Origin of the sequence: Glutamicibacter sp. Je.9.36 (assembly GCF_051129975.1) — a bacterium.
Classification (GTDB): domain Bacteria; phylum Actinomycetota; class Actinomycetes; order Actinomycetales; family Micrococcaceae; genus Glutamicibacter.
Genome location: NZ_JBCPSN010000002.1, coordinates 796,419 through 817,421 on the forward strand (window position 1 = coordinate 796,419; position 21,003 = coordinate 817,421).

19 protein-coding genes are annotated in these 21,003 nt (G+C 60.9%); 5 read left to right on the forward strand and 14 right to left on the reverse strand.

The window, feature by feature from the left end; genetic code table 11:
• The 10 genes from AAZQ98_RS08160 to AAZQ98_RS08205 all read right to left on the reverse strand — a co-directional run bounded on the left by AAZQ98_RS08160 (window position 1) and on the right by AAZQ98_RS08205 (window position 12,284).
• Window positions 1-789, reverse strand: coding sequence for a ComF family protein (locus tag AAZQ98_RS08160; RefSeq protein ID WP_434691259.1), 789 nt, complete (start codon window positions 787-789; stop codon window positions 1-3).
• A gap of 69 nt (window positions 790-858) precedes the next feature.
• On the reverse strand, window positions 859-2,562 hold the full coding sequence (locus tag AAZQ98_RS08165) for an LpqB family beta-propeller domain-containing protein (protein WP_434691261.1): 1,704 nt from the start codon (window positions 2,560-2,562) through the stop codon (window positions 859-861).
• Window positions 2,562-4,382 carry an MtrAB system histidine kinase MtrB gene (mtrB, locus tag AAZQ98_RS08170; RefSeq protein ID WP_332498149.1) on the reverse strand — a complete coding sequence of 607 codons (1,821 nt, stop codon included), beginning with the start codon at window positions 4,380-4,382 and terminating at the stop codon, window positions 2,562-2,564. Before mtrB ends, AAZQ98_RS08165 begins: the two co-directional genes overlap by 1 nt.
• Window positions 4,379-5,059 (reverse strand): MtrAB system response regulator MtrA, encoded by a 681-nt coding sequence (gene mtrA, locus AAZQ98_RS08175; protein WP_105656824.1) that lies wholly within the window; start codon window positions 5,057-5,059, stop codon window positions 4,379-4,381. Before mtrA ends, mtrB begins: the two co-directional genes overlap by 4 nt.
• Before the next feature lie 136 nt (window positions 5,060-5,195).
• Window positions 5,196-6,260: a hypothetical protein gene (locus tag AAZQ98_RS08180; RefSeq protein WP_434691264.1), complete on the reverse strand. Its 1,065-nt coding sequence runs from the start codon at window positions 6,258-6,260 to the stop codon at window positions 5,196-5,198.
• On the reverse strand, window positions 6,253-6,624 hold the full coding sequence (locus AAZQ98_RS08185; RefSeq protein ID WP_105656864.1) for a chorismate mutase: 372 nt from the start codon (window positions 6,622-6,624) through the stop codon (window positions 6,253-6,255). Before AAZQ98_RS08185 ends, AAZQ98_RS08180 begins: the two co-directional genes overlap by 8 nt.
• A 110-nt stretch (window positions 6,625-6,734) precedes the next feature.
• Window positions 6,735-8,429 (reverse strand): dipeptide ABC transporter ATP-binding protein, encoded by a 1,695-nt coding sequence (locus AAZQ98_RS08190; protein ID WP_434691267.1) that lies wholly within the window; start codon window positions 8,427-8,429, stop codon window positions 6,735-6,737.
• Window positions 8,426-9,412: an ABC transporter permease gene (locus AAZQ98_RS08195; protein WP_332485961.1), complete on the reverse strand. Its 987-nt coding sequence runs from the start codon at window positions 9,410-9,412 to the stop codon at window positions 8,426-8,428. Before AAZQ98_RS08195 ends, AAZQ98_RS08190 begins: the two co-directional genes overlap by 4 nt.
• Before the next feature lie 2 nt (window positions 9,413-9,414).
• Window positions 9,415-10,506, reverse strand: coding sequence for an ABC transporter permease (locus AAZQ98_RS08200; RefSeq protein ID WP_105656828.1), 1,092 nt, complete (start codon window positions 10,504-10,506; stop codon window positions 9,415-9,417).
• A 146-nt stretch (window positions 10,507-10,652) separates the two neighbouring features.
• Window positions 10,653-12,284 carry an ABC transporter substrate-binding protein gene (locus AAZQ98_RS08205; RefSeq protein ID WP_332498154.1) on the reverse strand — a complete coding sequence of 544 codons (1,632 nt, stop codon included), beginning with the start codon at window positions 12,282-12,284 and terminating at the stop codon, window positions 10,653-10,655.
• Window positions 12,285-12,511: 227 nt separating this feature from the next.
• On the opposite strand from AAZQ98_RS08205, the gene AAZQ98_RS08210 reads away from it, so the two are divergent.
• On the forward strand, window positions 12,512-12,871 hold the full coding sequence (locus AAZQ98_RS08210; RefSeq protein WP_105656830.1) for a hypothetical protein: 360 nt from the start codon (window positions 12,512-12,514) through the stop codon (window positions 12,869-12,871).
• Between the two features lie 679 nt (window positions 12,872-13,550).
• Here the strand turns inward: AAZQ98_RS08210 and mnmA are convergent.
• The 3 genes from mnmA to AAZQ98_RS08225 are packed head-to-tail and all read right to left on the reverse strand — an operon-like array spanning window position 13,551 to window position 16,758.
• Window positions 13,551-14,687, reverse strand: a complete 1,137-nt coding sequence (mnmA, locus tag AAZQ98_RS08215) for a tRNA 2-thiouridine(34) synthase MnmA (RefSeq protein ID WP_434691272.1) — start codon at window positions 14,685-14,687, stop codon at window positions 13,551-13,553.
• Window positions 14,684-15,919 carry a cysteine desulfurase family protein gene (locus AAZQ98_RS08220; RefSeq protein ID WP_434691274.1) on the reverse strand — a complete coding sequence of 412 codons (1,236 nt, stop codon included), beginning with the start codon at window positions 15,917-15,919 and terminating at the stop codon, window positions 14,684-14,686. Before AAZQ98_RS08220 ends, mnmA begins: the two co-directional genes overlap by 4 nt.
• Before the next feature lie 29 nt (window positions 15,920-15,948).
• Window positions 15,949-16,758 carry a hypothetical protein gene (locus AAZQ98_RS08225; protein WP_434691276.1) on the reverse strand — a complete coding sequence of 270 codons (810 nt, stop codon included), beginning with the start codon at window positions 16,756-16,758 and terminating at the stop codon, window positions 15,949-15,951.
• Between the two features lie 112 nt (window positions 16,759-16,870).
• On the opposite strand from AAZQ98_RS08225, the gene folP reads away from it, so the two are divergent.
• Window positions 16,871-17,797, forward strand: coding sequence for a dihydropteroate synthase (gene folP / locus AAZQ98_RS08230; protein WP_434691277.1), 927 nt, complete (start codon window positions 16,871-16,873; stop codon window positions 17,795-17,797).
• Window positions 17,798-17,809: 12 nt separating this feature from the next.
• Window positions 17,810-18,568 (forward strand): pyrimidine reductase family protein, encoded by a 759-nt coding sequence (locus AAZQ98_RS08235; protein WP_434691280.1) that lies wholly within the window; start codon window positions 17,810-17,812, stop codon window positions 18,566-18,568.
• Here AAZQ98_RS08235 and AAZQ98_RS08240 read toward each other — a convergent pair.
• On the reverse strand, window positions 18,537-19,436 hold the full coding sequence (locus AAZQ98_RS08240) for a diacylglycerol/lipid kinase family protein (RefSeq protein WP_434691283.1): 900 nt from the start codon (window positions 19,434-19,436) through the stop codon (window positions 18,537-18,539). The genes AAZQ98_RS08235 and AAZQ98_RS08240 overlap by 32 nt on opposite strands.
• Window positions 19,437-19,553: 117 nt before the next feature.
• Here AAZQ98_RS08240 and AAZQ98_RS08245 point away from each other — a divergent pair, with 117 nt between their 5' ends.
• Complete coding sequence (locus AAZQ98_RS08245) at window positions 19,554-20,453, forward strand: J domain-containing protein (RefSeq protein ID WP_434691338.1); 900 nt, start codon at window positions 19,554-19,556, stop codon at window positions 20,451-20,453.
• Window positions 20,454-20,497: 44 nt separating this feature from the next.
• Window positions 20,498-20,959, forward strand: a complete 462-nt coding sequence (locus AAZQ98_RS08250) for a tRNA (cytidine(34)-2'-O)-methyltransferase (RefSeq protein WP_105656838.1) — start codon at window positions 20,498-20,500, stop codon at window positions 20,957-20,959.
• Window positions 20,960-21,003: the final 44 nt, after the last annotated feature.

Consider the following 21,003-nt stretch of genomic DNA (forward strand, 5'->3'; position numbering starts at 1 on the left):
TTACTGTTCAGGTGCATTATTCGGCGGTCTCGTCAAAGCCAGTACCACCGCGCTGGTGACGTCATATCCTGCCTCATGGCAGGCCATGGCCGCGTGCCTCAACGTAGAGCCGGTGGTGAGGACGTCGTCGACCAGGATGACCGGCTGGCCATTGGCGCTGGCACGCTCGGCTACGAAATGGGTTCGGCCGCCGCGCCGGTCTGAACCGCTCTTGGTTTTCTGCGCCCCGCCCAAGGCGGAACCGAGGCGGTAGTGCAGCAGCGTGCGGCACTCGAGATCTGCAGACAGCAACCCGCGAGCGAGGCCATGGTCGAGCATCGTCTTCACCGGGGAGTATCCACGCTGCGCTGTTGCCTTGAGCGAACTGGGCACCGGTACCACCAGGGTAGGAAGATTCGCGCGCTGCGGGATGCATCCGGCGTTCAGCGCGGCAGCAAGATACGGGGCGAAGAGCGAGACGAGGAAGTAGCGCTGCTTGTTCTTGAATGCCAGCAAAGCCCGAGCCAGTTCCTTGCCGTAGGCGCCGCAGGAACTAACGGCAAGCTGCTGGCCGAGCGCGGGAAGCTCGACATAGAGATGATGCGTGTCCGGCAGGGGCGGCAGGCTCAGTTGGCGTTGGATTTCACTGCGGCATTCGGGGCAAAGCCGAAAATCTGCCCGGGCGCAGACCGCGCAACAGGCCGGAAGCAGGAAGTTCGCGATTTCCCTGGTGCCGAATCCCAGCCAGCGCATGGGCCTGCTGCGGGACAGCTCATCGACGCACCGCAGCCACTCTTCGGGAATTTCCATACGGCCAGAGTGGCCGATGAACCGCGTCGATCGGGCTGGTCGCCAACGAGTTGTGGAGCAAGGTCCTGCTTAGCCGGGATAGGCGACGTCCTGGGCAAAATCCTCAAGCTCGTGCCAGGAATTGCCCACGCGGGTATACAGCTTCTCGTTGGTCTCGGCATACACTTCGCGGCGGCTGCCGACACCGGTAGCGATGCCGACCATGCCCAACAGCAGCTGCAGGTGCTCGCTGCCGCCTTCGAAGGTGATCTGGGCCGCTTCAACAGCTTGGTCGTCACCGAGCTCGGCAACAATAATGGATCTGTCCGAATCCCATAGCGCGGTATTCACCGGAACTTCTGGATAGATCTTCATTGGCGAATCCGTGAGCCCGCGGGGCACACCTTCAGCATCGCGGATCACGCCGGCGACGTAAACCGACGTGGTCTTGCCGATGGTTGCCACGATCAGCGCCCGCGCGCCGTCACGGGAAATCCGCAAGGAATCGATCTGGGCATCTTCCAGCCAGGCCACATCGATTGGACGGGCTTCACCCTTCATTTCGGTGTCGGCAGGGACAGCCCTGATCGGGGTGGCTGCCCCGTTATCCGCGGTCCAGGTCCAGCCGGCCAGATCCATGGACGGCTGGATGAGCTCCTCGCCCTCCAGCGAAAGGCGCAGGCTGCCTTTGTCGTCAATGCCCCACAGCTGGGTGCGGCGGCCGTTGAGGAAGGCATAGCGATTGCCGACCGGAGACATGGCCGGGTCCCGTGGGTTGTATCCGGAAATATCCGGGACGCCGCCCACCGGAATGATCGAGAGCCCCTTGACGTAGACCAAGTACTGGTCCGAAATGCCGATCAGCGTATCCTGCGTGCTGGGGTTGGACGTAGCCGGCTCGAAGTTAGTGTCTTCGGCCGAAAGGTTGACTTCGTTTTCCTCCCGCAGCAGCTTTACCGAGTCCACCGGAGCTAGGCTGGTCAGCGTGGCTTCCATCTGCTGCTTCATCAGCAGGATGCTCCGGTCGGTAGCATCTGCGAAGGTAGTGGAGTTCAAATCGATGGTCGCTTCGCCATCGCGCACCGGCACCGCTGAACGCACCAGCCCGCTGGCCGTCGAGAACGCGGAGACGACAGCATTTTGCAGGTACGGGGCTGGTCCTGCCAACAAGGCTTCCACCATCGACGTGGTGGTGCCCGAACCCGAGGTGAACCACCGTATGTCGGGAACCAAATAGGCGAAGCTCGCGTCGTAGAAGTACAGGGTCTGCGCGGCAAAGATCTTGGTGAAGGTCGAAGCTTCGAGCATCGTGCCATCCGGGGCTTTGGTAATGCGCCATTCGTCGTCTACCTTGGCGACTTCGATATCCACTGCACGGGTCGAGTGATCCGGGTAGTCGGTGCGCACGCCATGCGCGTCGACTTCACCGGTGATTTCGAGCTGGATGGTGTACTTGTTCGCATCGGCCCCGTTGACCACATTGAAGGCATCGTAGATCAGCGTCTGCGTGTCACCGCGCCAGGTGTTGCTCAGCTGCGCGTCCATGAATTCGCGGGCGACAGCATAATCTTCGGATACTGAACGGCCAGCCTCGACGAACCCCTCGACAATGGCCCTGGCCTCAGCACCTGCTGCTGGTCCATCGGCCGCGTAGCTGTAGCTTTCAGCCCCGCTGGCGTCGGTTCCGGCTTCAATCTGCTGGACGGTGGAAGTTCTGGGAATCGAGGCGCAGCCAGAGATCGCTAGCGCCGCAGAAAGGATGATCGCGAGGCTGGAAAAGAATTTCTTCCGCATCAGCTCTCCCCTTCCTTCTTCTGCTCGTTGCTGCCGAGGTTCGGATTGGTGACATCGTCATCTGGCGAATCCGCATCCAAATCCGGATCAAGAACCAGCGGCGTGTATCCGATCTTTGGCACTTCACCGGTCAGCGGGAAGCTGTCTCCCAAAATCACCGTAGCCAGGCTTTCAGGAACTGGCGGTTCCAGTGGAAGCGGCGACGAAGCGATCTCCAGGTCCTCGCTGCGTGGCAAGGTCAGGCGGAAGACCGAGCCGACCCCCGGCTTGCCCCACGCTTCCAATCGGCCATCGTGCAACCTGGTGTCCTCCATCGAGATCGACAAGCCCAGGCCGGAACCTCCGGTGGTCCGTGCACGGGCCGGATCAGCGCGCCAGAATCGGTCGAAGACGTGGTTGCACGCCTCTTCGGACATGCCGATGCCGTAATCGCGCACGGTGATCGCCACCGCGCTCTGGTTAGCGCCGATGGTGATATCGATGGGCTTGCTTTCACCGTGCTCCACCGCGTTGAGCACCAGATTGCGGATCACACGCTCGACGCGGCGCGGATCCACCTCTGCGACGCAACCGTCGCTGGGCGCGTTCAGGCGGATGAGCGAACCGTATTCATCAGCCACCGGGGTGGCGATATCGATAACCTTGCGGGCTATGACGTTCAAGTCCGTCGACTCACGGTCAAGCACCGCGACGCCGGCATCGAAGCGGGACACTTCCAGCAGGTCATTGAGCAGGTGCTGGAAACGCTCGATCTGGTTGTACATCAGTTCGGCGGACCGCGCGGTAAGCGGATCGAAGTCCTCGCGGGCATCGTGGATCACTTCGGCAGCCATGCGCACGGTGGTCAGCGGGGTGCGCAATTCGTGCGAGACGTCGGAAACGAAGCGTTGCTGCATGGCCGAGAGGTTATTCAATGCGGTGATCTGCTCTTGCAATGAGTGGGCCATGTGGTTGAAGGCCGTCCCCAATCGGGCCACCTCGTCCTTGCCGGCGACCTTCATTCGGCGGTCGAGGTCACCGGAAGCAATCCTCTCCGAGACATACGCGGCATCAGCCACCGGGCGGACCACGGTACGGGCGACCGACCACGCAACGAAGCCAACCACTGCCAGCAGAATCAGTCCGGTGAAAGCCATCGCACGATTGATGAATTCGAGGGTATCCTGCACGCTGGACAGGTCGTAGACCAGATACAGTCCGTACTCGCGTCCAGGCGGAATCAGTACCTTGGTGCCGACAATGAGACCGGGCTTGGTTGCGGTATCGGCACCCAGCTCGATGGAACGCCAATAGATGCCTTGCTCCCCTGCAACCCGCTCCGCGAGATCGCCAGGGATAACGCGGGTGGTCAGGGAACCGGAGGCCATTGGCCCAACATAAAGGCTTTGGTCGCCGGCAATGGGCATCAGCACGAAATCGCGGACTACGGTTGCGCCATCGCCTTCCAGGGAAGCCAAGGTCGAATTCACCAGGGCCTGGGTGGAGGCGCGATCGGTGGTGGAAGCCGATTCGAGAATGGAGCGGGCCTGGACCAGGCCGCGTTCCGATTCCTTGGATATCTGGTTCACGCGCTCTTCGAAAAGCGTGGAGGCGATCTGGTTGGAAAGGAAGGCGCCGGCGGCAACCAATGCCAGCGCGGTGAAAAGCAGCGTCGAAATGACGGTGCGGAACAGCAGGTGGCGTTGCCAACGCAGCTTGGCGGTGTGCCAAGGACGCTTGATCCACTGCTCGATTTTGCTCCACCGGGCGGGCTTGGACTGCGACTGGGCATGCACATCGACCGGAACCAACTCAGCACCGGTCGACGTGTGCGAACTCAACTTGCCGAACCAGCCTTGTATCCGACACCGCGAACGGTCTCGATAATCTGCGGCTTCTCCGGGTCAATTTCAATCTTCGAGCGCAGGCGCTGAACGTGCACGTTGACCAAGCGGGTATCTGCAGCGTGCCGGTAGCCCCAGACGGCTTCCAGAAGCTGCTCGCGGCTGAAGACCTGCCATGGCTTGCGGGCCATGGTGACCAGGAGGTCGAATTCCAGCGGTGTCAGCGACACGACATCGGTTCCGCGGGTCACTCGGTGCCCGGCCACGTCGATGGTCACTTCGCCAACTTGCAAAGTCTCCGCGGCGTGGGTTTCGCTTGGACGCAAACGGGCTCGCACGCGGGCCACCAGCTCGGCCGGCTTGAAAGGCTTGGGCACGTAGTCATCGGCACCGGATTCCAGCCCGCGGACAACGTCGGCAGTGTCCGACTTGGCGGTGAGCATCACGACGGGAACGTCGGATTCCGCGCGGATCTGCTTGCATACCTCGATGCCGTCAATGCCAGGCAGCATCAGGTCAAGGAGCACCAGGTCGGGGTTCGCCTCACGGAATGCTTCCAGAGCACCGGAACCGTCGTAGCAGAATGAGGCATCGAAGCCGTCATTTTGCAGGACAATGCCAATCATTTCCGACAACGCTTCGTCATCGTCAACGACTAAAATCCGTGCCTTCATCCCATGTCCCCCTGAAACCGTAGGTTTGAGGTTTCAGCCAACTGGCCAAACCGGGTAGATCCGCTACCCCACTATTCCTAAGATACATGATCAACCGCCCTTTTCGGGCTGTGACCGGCAGGAATCAGGCAGTTAGCTACGCATCGACGCGTGTCTGCTCCAACGCTTGGGCATAACTGGCCAGCCGTCGCAGGTTCTCGATGGCCTGCGCCGAGCTGCTGCGCGAGAAGTCTCCACGCGGCATCAGGGTTAGTGCACCTAGCTGCCCCAAGCCCAAGCCCAGCTGGCGCCAAGGACGGAGAATGGAGTTCACCCCTTCTACAACACCTGGTGCCGGGGTTCCGGGGGCGAGCACCTGCAAGAAGACGCGGTCCCCGCCTTCGACAAGCCCCGCTACCCGTTCCCACTTGCGGTGCGTCAAGCCTCCAGGGTCGATGACCAGCGCGCCGGCCCCGGCTTGGTGCAGCAGATCCACGCGTTCAATCCAGTGTTCATCCTGGGTTGGCAGGTTCAGCAGCGAGGTGACCCGTTGGCCTTCGGCCTCGCCAGCGAGCACTTTGAAGAACTGCGCATAGGCGCTTCGCACTTCGGCGCGTGGGATCGAGCGCAGGGTCCGGTATCCGCTGGCGGTACTGATCGTGCCGTCGAGCACGTCGCCCAGCAGCGGCTCATCAAGCTGGATAGTGAAGTCCGCCAGCGAGGTAATGCGGGCCAGTCGGTCCAGATGCTCGCGTGCTCCGTGGGCGTAGGACTCGATGATGTCGCGGCGCGCCCCGTGATCGCTGATCACCCGCTCCCCGTTCGACAGGTACAGGCTGGCGGCCAAGGTCCACGGACCGAGCAAAGTGAGCTTGAGGCGCTGGGCAGGTTTCGCTTCCGCGCCGAGTACATCGGCTAGCAGATTCTCGTCACTGCGCAGGATGCTGCGGGCACGACGGGCATCGATACCGTCCGTGGCACCGATCCTCCAGCCGTGCGGTTGCAGATCGAAGCCGAGATCCGCCAGCAAGGCGGCGCTGCGCCCTACCGCATCGGCGCCGACGCCACGATCCGGCAGCTGCGGGAAGACCGCGAGGTTGGGTTCCCCCAATTCCCCGCGCACCACTTCGTGGATGGCCGACGGGTCGCTGCCCGGGAACTGGCAGAAAGCGGTGGCGTGAACATCGCGGCGTTCAGCGGCCTGGTGTTCCTGCTCAGTCATTGTTGTGCGAGTCAGAAATGTTCTGGTGGTGGCGGATGACTTCAGAGATCACGAAATTCAAGAATTTTTCGGCGAATTCTGGATCAAGATGCGCTTCGTGGGCCAGGGCGCGCAGGCGCTCGATCTGCGCCTTCTCGCGGCTAGGGTCGCTCGGCGGCAACTGGTGCTCGGCCTTCAGGACCCCTACGCGCTGGGTCGCCTTGAAGCGCTCGGCCAACAGGAAAACCAGCTGCGCATCGAAGTTGTCGATGCTGCCGCGGATGGCGTACAGCTCTTCGAGGACTTCATTCTGGACCTCGCCCTGCAACGAGCTGGCGTGCGGGTCGAATGACTGGGTGGTCTCAGTGTTCTTCGGCTCGTTCATGATCACCAGTTTACGGGTTCGCATGACGGATTACCCACAAGGTGACATGCCCCGGACACGGTGCCTGACCGTGTCCGGGGCATGCCCGTTGTTCCTTGATTGCCAGCTGCTCAGGAGGCGTTCAGCTGTTCAATCAGTTTGCGTCGCTGCGCCTGTTCGCGCGGGTCCGGAACCGGAAGCGAGGCGATCAGGCGCTGGGTGTATTCATGCTGCGGGTTGGCCAGGACCTTGGAGCCCAAGCCTTCTTCCAGCAAGGTGCCCCGGAACAGGACGCCCACCCAGGTAGCCAGCTGGTCCACCACTGCCAGATCATGCGAGACGAACAGGGCTGCGAAGCCCAGCTCGGTCTGCAATTCGCGGAACAGCTCCAGCACCTTGGCCTGCACCGAAACGTCCAGTGCGCTGGTTGGCTCATCGGCAATCAGCAGCTTCGGCTCCAAGGCCAGTGCGCGGGCCAGCGACGCGCGCTGGCGCTGGCCGCCGGAGAGTTCGTGCGGGTAGCGGTTGGCAAAACCGGCTGGAAGCTGCACGGCCTCGAGCAGTTCGGCCACCTTGTTGCGGGTCTGCAGCGGGTTCAGATCACGGTGCACGGCCAGTGGCTCGGCCACGCATTCGCCTACGGTCAAGTGCGGATTGAAGCTTGCCGCGGGATCCTGGAACACGAAGCCGATCTGCTCACGCAGCGGCTTGAAGGTGCGTTCCTTGAAGTGGGCCATCTCGTAGCCCAGCACCTTCAGCGAGCCACCGGTGATGCGGTTCAATCCCGCGATGCTGCGGCCGATGGTGGTTTTGCCCGAACCGGACTCGCCCACCAGTCCGTAGACCTCGCCGGCGTGGATCTTCAGATCCACCTCATCGACCGCGGTGAAGCCCGGGGCCCCGAGGCGTCCCGGGAAATGCACCTCCAGGCCCTTGGCTTCCACCAGCAATTCAGCATCCTGGTTCGGACGATCGACTAGTCCCTCCGAGGCGCTTTCGCGCCCCAAGTGCGGCACGGCAGCCAGCAGGGACTTGGTGTAGTCCTCTTGCGGTGCTTCGAAGAGCTGGATGGATGGTGCTTGCTCAACGATCTGCCCCTGGTTCATCACGATCACGCGGTCTGCGATATCGGCCACCACCCCCATATTGTGGGTGATGATGACGATGGCGGTACCCAGCTGATCACGCAGGTCGCGCAGCAGCTGGAGAATTTCAGCCTGCACCGTGACATCCAATGCGGTGGTTGGCTCATCTGCCACAATCAGTTCCGGCTTCAAGGCCAGCGCCGCGGCGATGACCACGCGCTGCTTCTGGCCACCGGAGAACTGGTGCGGGTAGTAGTCCACGCGCTGCTCTGGATCCGGGATGCCGACCTGGCGCATCGCCTCGATGGCGCGCGTCCTGGCTTCCTTCTTGGAAATCCTGTTGTGCGCGCGGATGCCCTCCATGATCTGCCACCCCACGGTGTACACAGGGTTCAGTGCCGTGGACGGTTCCTGGAAGACCATGGCCACATCCCGGCCGCGAGCCGCGCGCAGCTCGCGGCCGCGCAGGGTGAGCATGTTCTTGCCTTTGAGGTAGACCCCGCCGTGCGAGGCACCGTTCTCGGCCAGGATGCCCAGGGCGGTGCGTGCCGTGACGGACTTGCCGGATCCGGATTCGCCCACGATGGCCAGGATCTCGCCGGCCTTGACTTGCAAATCAACGCCGCGCACTGCCGGCACTGCGCCGGCGTCCGTGACGAAATCAATGTTCAGGTCTTCGATGCGCAAGACAGCGGGTGTGCCGATGTTGGCCTCGGAGTCGAGGAGAGGACTGTCGGTCATTTGCTTGCTCCTACCTGTCCGGACTGGGTGATGCGCTTGGCCTTCTTGCGGCTGAAGCGGCGCAGGCGCGGGTCATTGAGGTCATTCATGGACTCGCCAACCAGGGTCAAGCCCATCACGGTGAGCACGATGGCCAAGCCCGGGAACAGGCCGGTCCACCAGATTCCGCTAGTGGCATCTGACATCGCGCGGTTCAGGTCGTAGCCCCATTCCGAGGCGCTGGTCGGTTCGATGCCGAAGCCCAGGAAGCCCAGGCCCGCCAGGGTCAGCAATGCCTCGGTGGCATTCAGCGTGAAGATCAGCGGCAAGGTGCGGGTGGCGTTGCGCAGCAGGTGCGCGAACATCACTCGCCATGGGCTGGCGCCGATCACCTGTGCGGATTCCACGAAGGGTTCCGCCTTCAGCCGCATCACTTCGGCGCGGACCACGCGGAAGTACTGCGGGATGAACACCACGGTGATGGAGATGGCCGCTGCCATCACGCCGCCGAAGAGCGACGACTGGCCCTGGGAAATCACGATCGACATCACGATGGCCAGCAGCAGGGATGGGAACGCGTAGATCGCATCGGCCAACACCACGGCGATGCGGTCGAACCAGCCGCCGAGGTAGCCGGAGATCAGGCCCAGCAATACGCCCAGGAACAGGGACATGACCACGGCCGCCAGGATCACCCAGATGGCCGTCTGCGCACCGAAGAGGGTCCGCGAGAACACGTCATAGCCGGTGGCGGTGGTGCCCCAGATGAATTTGCTGTCCGGAGCCGCCTGGCGCGGGAAGTCCCCGGATGCATCCGAGGACTGCGCGAAATCGAAAGGCGCAATCAGCGGCGCGAACAGGGCGGTAACGATGAACAGGCCGGAGAGCGCCAGACCGGCAACCAGCATGCCCCGCTGCAGGCCCGAGGACATGCGCAGGTGGGAGATGACCGGGAGCCGGTCCAGCCAGGACTTGTTCGAAGCCGGCAAGGTAGCTGTACTCATGATTAGTACCTGACTCTCGGGTCGATCAAGGCGGCCAGCACGTCAACGATGAAGTTGGTGACGGCGACGATAATGGCCAGCAGCACCACGATGCCCTGCACAGCCACGAAGTCGCGGGCGGTGAGGTATTCGGCGAGCTTGAAGCCCAAGCCGGACCATTCGAAGGTGGTCTCGGTCAGCACTGCTCCACCGAGCAGCATGGCAATCTGCAGGCCCATGACGGTGATAATCGGAATCAGCGCCGGACGGTAGGCGTGCTTGGTGGTGAGGCGGAATTCGCTGACGCCGCGCGAACGGCCGGCTTCCACGTATTCGCGGCCCAGCGTGCCAATTGCGTTGGTGCGCACCAGGCGCAGGAACACGCCGCCGGTGAGCAGGCCCAGTGCCAGGGCTGGCAGGATCGCATGCTCGGTGACATTCCAGAAGGCAGCGCTATTGCCGCTGCGCAGCGCATCGAGCCAGTAGATGCCCGATGGGCTCTGCAGGCCGGTCAGTTCAAGCTCGGTCTGCCAGTCGGCACGGCCGCTGATCGGCAGCCAGCCTAGCCATACGCCGAAGACCAGCTTGAGCAGCAAGCCGGCGAAGAACACCGGGGTGGCGTAGGAAAGGATCGCGAGGATGCGCAGGACGGCATCCGGGTAGCGGTCGCGGAACTTCGCGGCAACCAGGCCCAGCGGGATGCCGACCAGCAGTGCGACGAGTACCGCGTTGATGGCCAGTTCCAAAGTTGCTGCGCCGTAGGTGGCCAGCACCTCGGTGACCGCTCGGTTATCGCTCATGGTGCGGCCCAGATCGCCGGTGAAGATCTGGCCCAGGTACTCGAAGTACTGGATCAGGATCGGCCGGTCGTATCCGGCTTCATGGATGCGCTGGGCCAGCTGGTCCGGGGTGAGCCGTCCGCCCAGGGCTGCGGTGATCGGGTCGCCGGTCACGCGCATGAGGAAGAACACCACTGTGATGAGGATGAAGACAGTGGGAATGATCAGCAAGAATCGGGTAATCAAGTAGCGGAGGAATCCTCCGCCTTTTTGCTTTGCTGGTTTGGGTGTTGCTAGCGGGCTTGCTTCTTGGCCCGGTGGCGACGTGATAGTCATCGTCTGTCCTTATGGTTCAGGATGCGTGGCGATGCGCCGCCTTGAGCGGTCAATGACGGCGCATGCCAAGGGGATCCACCGCGCGCGCCAAGGGTTGGCGCGTGGCAGATCCCCTCAGGTTTGGTGTCTGCGAGGCTGGAGCAGGATTACTTGCTCAGCACACCGAGACGGAACTTGAACGATGCGTCCAAGGTCTTGTCAACGTCCTTGACGTCCTTGCCTGCAATGGCCACCTGGGCACCCTGCAGCAGTGGAAGCGTGGACAAGTCCTCAGCCACCATCGTCTGCAGTTCTTCGATGGCCTTGGTGCGCTCCGCCGCGTCGACCATTCCTCGCTGATCGGAGATCAGCTTGTCAACCTCGGGGTTGTCGTAGTTGTTCGAAAGGAAGTTCTCCTTGGCAAAGAACGGCGACAGGTAGTTGTCGGCATCCGAGTAGTCCGGGAACCAGCCCAGCTGGTAGGCCGGGTAATCCGTGACGCGCTGCTTCTGGTAGGTCACCCATTCGGTGGACTTCAAATCCACTTCGAACAGGCCATCGGCCTCCAGCTGCTTTTCAACCAGTGCGTATTCGTCACCGGAGTTCGGTCCGTAGTGATCCGGGTTGTACTGCAAGGCGAGCTTGACCGGGGTCTTCACTCCGGCATCTTCCAGAACCTTCTTGGCCTTGGCAGCATCTGGCTTGCCGTCGGTGCCGTACATGTCCTTCAGCGGCTCGGTGGCGCCGGTGAAGCCTTGCGGCACGTACGAGTAAGCCGGGGTGTAGGTGTCCTTGTAGACGTTCTTCGCGATTGCCTCGCGGTCCACAAGATGCGCCGCGGCCTGGCGTACGGCCAGCGACTTCGCTTCATCAGCATCATCGGTCTTGGCACCGTATGGCATGGAATCGAAGTTGAAGACGATGTAGCGCAGCTCGCCACCCGGTCCCTTGTGGACCGCAAGATTCTCATCCTTGCCCAGGTCTTCGATGTCGGTTGGGGTCAGCGAACGCCATGCGACGTCGATCTTGCCTTCTTGGACTTCGAGCTTCAGGTTATTGGCGTCCGCGTAGTACTTGATCGCTGCCTTGTCGTTGGCAGCAGGGCCCAGAACGCCCTGGTAGGACTCGTTGGCACTGAAGGAGATCAGGTTGTTCTTGTTGTACGAATCAATGACGTACTGGCCGCCGAAGGCCTTGGCCTCAACGATCTTCTGGTCGTCCATGACTGCGTCTGCGGAGAACACTTCATCATCGACGATCGGGCCGACCGGGGAGGTCAGCACCTGCGGGAAGGTCTGGTCATTACCGACCTTCAGCTTGAAGACCACCGTGGTGGCGTCAGGAGCCTCGATGGATTCAACGTTGCCCAGCAGCGAGGATGGGCCGTTAGGGTCCGCGATCTTCAGCTGGCGGTCGAAAGTGAACTTGACGTCCTTGGAGTCAAGGTCGTGGCCGTTGGCCCACTTCAAGCCCGGCTTCAGCTTGACCGTGTATTCAGTCGGAGTAGTGAACTCCGCGGACTCGGCAAGGCTCATCGATGGATCCGGGCTGCCCGGCTCGGAATTGAGCAGGAACGGGTAAATCTGGTTCATGACCATGAACGAACCGTTGTCGTAAGATCCGGCAGGGTCCAGGGAGGTCACTTTGTCGGTGGTGCCCAGGGTGATTGGGGCGCTGGCTTCGCCATTGCCGCCCTCTTCATTGCCGCTGTCTGCGGCTTGGGTGCAGCCGGTCAGTGCCAGGGCAGAGATACCCACAACGGCTGCTGCGAGTCGCAGCCCGTTCTTCTTGCGAGCCATGAGTCATCCTTCGTCTAGGTACATGCATGGGCTGTGATGATTAGCACATGCTTCACATATCCTAAGTGATGCAAGGCACAAAATACGAATGGGTCCGGCGGAAACTGGCAAAAGCGTGGTCTCAACGCCCGCTTTTTGTGCTTCAGCCCATACCGCTTCTTGCCCAACGGTGAGATGCGCGGGGATTCCTTCCGGCCTTTTGGCTAGATGGCATAAGCTAGATGTCAATGATGACTCGTAGAGACGCGGCAATCGCGTTGGATATCCCAGTAGAAATGGCCAAGCGCCACGGCATTCCTTCCAAAATGAGCGAGGCTGAATTCCGTGAGCTGAACACCAATCCACCAGCTTGGTTGGAGCAGTCGCGCGCCAACCGTACCGGCAAACGCCCTGTGTGGATTCATCTGGTCTGCGAAGTCTGCGGCTTCAGCGAGTACGAACGCCCCAAGAAGTGGTGGCCTGCCTTCGATTTCGTGCACTGCCACACCCACTCCCCTGCACAGCTTCCGAAGCTGGAAAAGGGCAAGACCCGCGTGGAGTACCAAGATATTTCAGCTCATATGTTCGGCATTGTCGACGAAGGCTAGAAGCTGAATACAACACAATGGCGAAGGGTGCCGGACCAATATTGGTCCGGCACCCTTCGCTGTCGCTCTAGCTCGTGCCCTTCATCAGGCTTATCCCCCTGAGCGTCCTTTCCACCACGGGAATGCATGCAGCGGGCAACCGGACGGAGTCCAGCATCACCCAGTGCAGGTTCCACGCACCGGCCGTTGGCTGGATCTTGCGAAGGCCTTGAGTACTGCCACCCGAGCCCCTCGGGCATCTAGCTCGTTGAGGCCTTCCGGATTGGTACGAATTGGTTCTGCCGACTGGAATGATCCGTTGTTCTGGCCGATGCGCCCCTATCCGCCCAGCTACCGCTGGTGAGCATTCTCGAGAACATCGCAGCGAGCGCATTGGAAGCCAGGACATCCGGTGGCGCAACAGGGTCGAAAGCCCACTTCATTAGCGAGACCAAGAGGGTCGAACCAATGCAGTGAGCCAGCAAGCCCCAAGCGGCCCTTGAAGACAGGCCGAATCCCGCACACCACCGGTAATCGCCGGCAATGCCGGGCGAATACGTGCCGGACGCCCATGGCCGAAGCGGATGGCCGCCGGGTTCCGTTGCAACCGGCCGTTCGTCTAACTTGAATCACGACGCGAAGAAACCCTTGGTCCAGTTCATTATCTTGAACTGGACCAAGGGTTTCTTTGGATGGCTAATTAATTGACCTTGCTGGAGTCCCATTCGCTGGAACGAGCAGAATCGATGGTCGCTTGGCCCAGCACGCGGCTGTCCTGGTAGACGACCATGGTCTGGCCCGGCGCGACTCCACGCATGCCTTCGGGAAGGTTGACAACCAACTCGTCGCGGCCTTCTTCCGAGCGCTCCATGTGGGCTACCGCGGGGACCGGATCGCCGTGCGCGCGCACCTGCACCATGCAGTCGAACTTGTCTCCGCTGAAAACTTCAGCGATCGGCAGGCCAGCCCAGGAAATGCGGATGCCGCGCAGCTGGTCCACAGCCAGCAGGGCCTCTGGACCGACGATGACCTTGTTGTCCTTCGGACGGATTTCCAAGACGAAGCGCGGTTTGCCGTCGGCGGCCGGACGACCCAGTCGAAGACCCTTGCGCTGGCCAACCGTGAAGGCTTGGGCGCCTTCGTGCTCACCGAGCTGGTTGCCCTCGTGGTCAACGATCTCGCCTGGTTTCATCTCGATGCGTTCAGCCAGCCAACCGCGGGTATCGCCATCGGGAATGAAGCAGATGTCATAGCTATCTGGCTTGTTCGCCACGGTCAGTCCGCGCGCTGCGGCTTCGGCGCGAACTTCCGCCTTGGAGGGAGTCTCGGCTAGCGGGAACATGCAGTGTTCCAGCTGTTCGTGGGTCAGCACGCCCAAAACGTAGGACTGGTCCTTGGCCCAGTCTGCGGCTCGGTGCAGCTCCGGGTTGCCCTCGGAATCGCGCAGCACCTTGGCGTAGTGCCCGGTGCATACCGCGTCGAAGCCCAGGGCCAATGCCTTTTCCAGCAAGGCAGCGAACTTGATCTTCTCATTGCATCGCATGCAAGGATTAGGGGTGCGGCCAGCTTCGTATTCATCCACGAAGTCCTGCACCACGTCTTCTGCGAAGCGGTCCGAGAAGTCCCAGACGTAGTATGGGATGCCCAGCTTGTCGCAGGCACGCCATGCATCATTGGAGTCTTCCAAGGTGCAGCAACCGCGCGAACCGGTGCGAAGGGTCCCCGGCATGCGAGACAGGGCCAGGTGCACGCCGACCACATCATGGCCGGCTTCAACTGCGCGGGCCGCGGCTACCGCCGAGTCCACGCCTCCGGACATCGCTGCTAGTACTTTCATCGTGTAAAACCTGTTCCTGCCGTGTGGATGCTGCTTTCATCGGCTGCCATGCCAGCCTTCTTTGCCTGAGCATACGCTTGGGGCAAAGCCTCTAATAATGCGTCAACGTCAGCGCGCGTGGATGTATGCCCCAATGTGAAGCGTTGCACACTGCGCGAGGTGCGCGCATCGCGTCCCATAGCCAGCAAAACATGCGAAGGCTGCGGAACACCAGCGGTGCACGCCGAACCGGTGGATGATGCGATGCCAACCATGTCCAAGCCGAATAGCAAGGAGTCCCCCTCGCATTCCGGGAAGGTGAAGTGCAGATTGCCCGGGAGGCGCTTGCCCTCATTGCCTTGGTCCCGTGGTCCGTTCAGCACCGCTTCCGGAATCAAGCCGGTGATCTTCTCAATCGCGTATTCACGCAGTTCGCTCAGCCGCGCAGCTTCCTGCCGCAATCCAGAACGCACCGCGGTAGCCGCGGCGGCAAAGCCGGCTGCGTGGGCAGCGTTCAAGGTTCCCGATCGCAGCTTGCGTTCGTGTCCACCGCCGTGCTGGACCGGGGTGAGCACAATATCGCGGCGAACCAGTAGACCGCCGATGCCTACCGGGCCACCGATCTTATGCGCGCTAATCGCCATGGTGGCCAGATTCGAGGAGCCGAAGTCGACCTCGAGGGCACCAAAGGCCTGCACCGCATCCGAATGCACCGGGACCCCGTACTTGCCAGCTAGGGCAGCAAATTCACGGATCGGCTGAACGGTGCCGACTTCATTGTTGGCCCACATCAAGGTGGCCAAGGCGATCTGCTCGTGCTGCTCTTCAAATAGCTTTTCGGCCGCCTGCAGGTCAACGACACCGTCTTCATCCACGGCGAGCCACAGCAAGGTGGCGTTCTCATGGTCCTGCAGCCAGGTAGCCGTATCCAGGACCGCGTGGTGCTCAATGCCGGTGAGCACGATGGCACGTGCCTGCTCATTGGCCGCCACGCGGTTCCAGAACAGTCCCTTCAGCGCCAAGTTATCCGATTCAGTTCCACCAGATGTGAAGATCAATTCGCTGGAGTGCGCCCCGGCGGCCATGGCGATAGCCTGGCGGGCATCATCCACCGCACGGTTGGCGCGACGTCCGGCCCCATGCAAAGAAGACGGGTTTCCGGTGCGGGAATACTGTTCGGTGATGGCAGCCAGAGCTGCTGGATTCAGATCGGTGGTTGCCGCGTGATCCAGGTATACGGCGGAAGTTTTCATAACACTTCAATGGTACGGGGTGGGGCGCCCTAGTTTGAATGGCCGATCCGTGTGAATTGGCCAACCTCAATGGCCTCCAGCGCCGGATTGTTCAAGACCGCCTCAATCAATGAAGCCGGACCACCCAGGATGGTGCAATCATCAAACGGTTCAGTCGACAGCATCCAGGAATGGTCCGCCGCAAACGCCAGCGCCGGGCGCTGGCGTTGGGGGCCGTCGGCAGTTCTGGCCCATTCGGGCTGCGCCAGGAACTCCGCGTCCGCTTCGAACAGGTGGTAGTTCCGGTATCCGCCACCCAGGTCGAACGGTTCTGCCTGGATGATCTCGGGACCAAAGGCAGGTTTCTGCGCCTCGGCGAGCGCCAACTCGTACACCCGCTGGTTCTCGTCATCGCTCAATGCAGGATCCGGCTCGCGCTCAATCTGTATGCGTTCCCCGCCCTCGATAAATGCATAACCGGCCCACAAGCCCACCACGAACTTCTGGTCTTTGGCAGAAACCCGGACCATTTCGGCGGCTAGTGCTTGCCATTGCGATTCCGGGAGCTGGTCCAGTGGCAGGTCGGTATCTACCCAGGCGTCTTCGGTCGCAGGATTGCCTTGCGCGTCCAGTCCGGCCACGGTTTCAAAAAGATCCGCGGCGGTGATGATGTGCTTGCGGCTCTGTGCCACCGTCTCCCAGCGCACCAACTGGTCATCTTCATCCAGTGCTGGGTGAAGGATGCGGACGTAGCGTTCGTAGCCATGCGGGATCTGGGCTACGACCGTGCTGGGGTCGGCTGATGCACAAGCTGCGGCGATCCATTGCCCGTGGGCTGCGGAGAGGTGTGAAAACTGCATGGTCCAAGCCTAGCGAGAGCAGCGGGCGGATTCCTCCTCCGAACCGTGGTCGGTGGTATGAATAGAGGAACAACTGATGACGTGTCGATTCCAGCTAAGGGAGCCTTACTGCATGTTCAAGCCTGATTTCTTGGTTCCCGTCCATGATTTCGCCCAGCGCTCCTTGGATTTCTCACAGCGGATCGCGGTGATGGCAGTGATCAACCGCACCCCGGATTCTTTCTACGATGCCGGGTCGACCTTTGGCTTGGATGATGCTGTGGCCGCTGCCATGCGTGCGGTCGAGGCAGGTGCTGACTGGGTGGATATCGGCGGAGTCCCCTTCTCTCCGGGCCCGGAGCTCCCGTGGCAGGAGGAAGCAGAGCGAATTGTGCCGGTTATCCGTCAGGTGCGTAGCCGCAGTTCGGTGATTATTTCTGCAGACACTTTCCATCCACAGGTGGCGCAGGCTGCCATTGATGCCGGCGCTGATGTCATCAATGACACCACAGGCTTTTCCTATCCCGGTTTGGCCCGGGTGGTAGCCAAGAACAACGTGCATGTGGTGATCACCCATTCGCTAGCCAAGCCCCGCACCGCTTACCCTCGCCCTAGCTACGACGATGTGGTGGCCGAGATCCGCCAGTATCTGCTGGAGAAAATCCAGATTGCGTTGGACGCTGGTGTTTCTCCGGCAAAGATCATTGTTGATCCAGGGCACGACCTGAACAAGAACACCCGCCACACTCTGGATTTGACCGCTGGGTTCCAGGCCTTTGCCGATTTGGGCTATCCGGCCTTGGCAGCGGTCTCGAACAAGGACTTCATCGGTGAAACCTTGAACTTGCCGAAGGCTGAGCGCATGGTTGGTTCTATGGTGGCAGCAACGATCTGTGCCATGAACGGTGCCCGCATATTGCGGATGCACAATATTCCTGAATCGGTGCAGACAGTACGCCTGCTCGAAGCAGCACAAGGGTGGCGGGAGCCTGCCTACCAGATACACAACATGGGGGATGTCAATCCTCCTGCTCACCCAGAACCCGAAGTCAGCAAGTAAGGAGTTTCCCAGATGCGTGCCCTGCTTCCCCAACCAGCAGATCAGGTTGATGACCAGTTCCTGCTTGAGCGCTATTCCAGCGAGCATCGCCCATTCGTGCGTTTCAACTTCGTCAGCAGCATCGACGGGAGTGCCCAGGTTGATGGGCTCTCCAAGGCATTGGGCTCTCCTGGCGATCAGAGGGTTTTCGCACTCTTGCGCCGGCTTGCCGACGTGATCATGGTGGGTGCTGGAACGGTTCGTGCCGAGGGCTACGAAGGCCAGCTCCTGTCCGCGGAGGACATAGCGTGGCGTATCGAGCATGGCCTGCCGCCACAGCCCGTGCTGGCGCTCATTTCACGAGGACTGCATCTGGAGCCAACGGCCCCGGTGTTTGCCCAATCCCCGGTTCCGGTCCTGCTTTTCACCAGCGTTCAGGTCACTGACGAACAGCGTCGGTCATTTGGACCCAATGCCACTCTCGTGCAGGTTTCCGAAACCGAGGGCGGGTGTGATCCGACCGAAATCATCGCTTATCTGCATTCCAAGGGATATGGCTTCATCCATGCTGAAGGTGGTCCTCACGTTTTTGGGCAGTTCGCCTCGGCTGGCGCGGTGGATTCGGTTTGCATCAGCTACTCCCCTGTCCTTGTGGCAGGTGATGGAATGAGAATAGCGGTTCACAATCGGCAGGCGTTCCACGCCTTCGAGCTGCATTCCTTGTTTGAAGAGGACAGCATGCTCTTCTGCGACTATCGGCTCAGGAAATCAGCTGGATCCCCGCGGGAATAACAGCTAGCTCAAAGGGCCCGGCCCCCATGCATTCCCCGTCAGCATAGCTGTGCCGGGATGTCTCGATGCGGGCCCGCGTGAGGTTTGCGCTAACCTTCCATGGATGCGGCGCTCCGGTGAGGATCCTTGCCAGATATGGAAGGACCCGCAGAACATTTGGTCCGCGTACGATAGCCAATTCCGCGGTACCGTCGGTGAAATCAGCATGCGGGAAGAGCCTGATGCCACCACCAAGGGACTTGATATTCGCGACACTGGCGGCCAGGACGCTTCCGCTGAATCGCAGTCCGTCGGCCCTCACCTCGCTGGGGCATCCGCGCAGCTGGGGAAGGCACAGGATCAAGCCGGCGATATACCGCAGTGCTCCCAGCTGGCGCGGCAACGCGTTGGCTTTCGCGTTGACGGTGGCTTCAAATCCCCAGGACACGGCACCCAGTGCATAGCGCGGTATTCTGCCGGCTTGGTCAAACCGCAGCTCCAGCACGTCAATGGGCATAGTTGCTCCCGGCTGCTTGCAAAACGCAATCACCTTGGCCAAGGATTCTTCTGCATTCGCGTCCCCTGTCATGCGCCAGAAGTCGTTGCCGCTGCCTGCTGGGATTACACCGATGGGAATCGAAGTTCCCGCAACGTGCTGGATGCAGTGGTGGATCAGCCCATCACCGCCAATGATGACGATCGCCCGCGAAGCTCTGAGCTGGTCCCCCACCAGTTCCACGCTCGTCGCTGAAGTATCAACTAGCCCATGTTCCAGCCCGAGCTTGCCAAGCGCGTGGGCAAGCTGCTGGGCAAGGCGCATCCCCCGGCCTCGGCCTGAGGCGGGGTGGAAGATGATGCGGATTTTTGCGGTGCGACCAAACGAGCTCATGACCATAGAGATTACCCAGCAACTTGACGCTTCTACAAAGAATTTGCTGGGTTGGATTCGCTAAACTGGGGAACACTGGCCATCCGGTCTTTTTCACCGAGAGGATTCCTCCGTTCAATGAGTACACCAAGCCCGTACGAAATTCTTGGTGTCGCGCCTACTGCGAGCATGGAAGATATCAAGGTCGCTTACCGAAGGGCCGCTCGCGCGACCCATCCCGATCTCGGTGGCAGCGAAGAAAAGTTCAAAGAAGTACAGCGCGCTTTCCAGCAGCTCAGCGAGATGGCGTCTCCGCTGGGTTATGAGCAGACCTTCCAGTCTCCGGGCAACGCTCCACGCGCCGGGTTCAGCGCCCGTCCTTTTGACGAGCGCCTGCGCAAGAGCCCTCAGCAGCCCAAGGCGCAGTTGCCCACCGAATATGTTCCACCCTTCTCGGATACGTCTCCTACGTTGCTGGACAGAAAAGTCTGTGAGCAGCGCGTTCATGGAGAACCCCGAAAACGCGGTCTGTTCTCCAACCGTGCACGGCTGATCCGCGAGGCGCAGACCATCAACCTGCTTTCCAGGAACGTCCTGAATATCTTGCCAGCGGCCCGTTTGGTCAACGGCCTGCGTTCGCCCGCGTCGGGGCACTACGATCATGTGTTGATTGCCGGTTACCGCATGGCGGTGATCAACACGATGTCTCTGCCCGATGGCTATTACTCCTTTGATGGCAATGTCTTGCGCCACGGCAATAAGCTGACGCAGCCTCCGCAATTCTCCATCTCCGGTTTGCAACGGCAATTCATGCAGATGAACGTAGTTGCGTTCACCTTGGTGCTTTCTGCCAACGGCAATCACCACGAACCGGTCATTGAATACCGGCGCAATGCCGATCCAACACTTGCATCGACTCCGAATGTGCTCAATGCGGCAGGATTGATTCGCGAGTTGAAACTCTTCTTGGGCTCTGGCCCATCGCCGAATGTCGTCGATCGCCTAGCCTTGGCGCAGTTACGTGAAGCGATGTACTAAGGTCAATGGCCTATTTCTTGCTGGCGAGAGCTTAAACTGGTTGAGTGTTTCGTATCGTTTTCAATGCCCCAGAGATCCCGGGTAATTCCGGCAACGCTATCCGACTAGCCGCCATCACCGGCGCAGAACTGCATTTGGTCAAGCCATTAGGCTTCAACTTCGAGGATGCCAACCTGCGTCGCGCAGGATTGGACTACCACGATCTGGCTTACGTCACGGTGCATGAAAATCTTGACGCTGCCTTTGAAGCACTGGGAGAAGGCCGAGTCTTTGCCTTCACATCCGAAGGAACTACTGTCTACTCGGATATCAGCTACGAGGCCAGCGACATCCTGCTCTTCGGCCGTGAATCGGTTGGCTTGAGCGCAGAAGACAAAAAGCATCCGCGCATCAACGACCTGGTCCGCTTGCCGATGCTTCCAGGCCGCCGATCAATGAATCTGGCCAATACCGCTTCGGTGGTTGCCTTCGAAGCGTGGCGCCAGCACGGCTTCGCTGGCGCATAAAGTACCAGCTGGCCCGCGCCACGCATACAGCTTTACCTAATCTT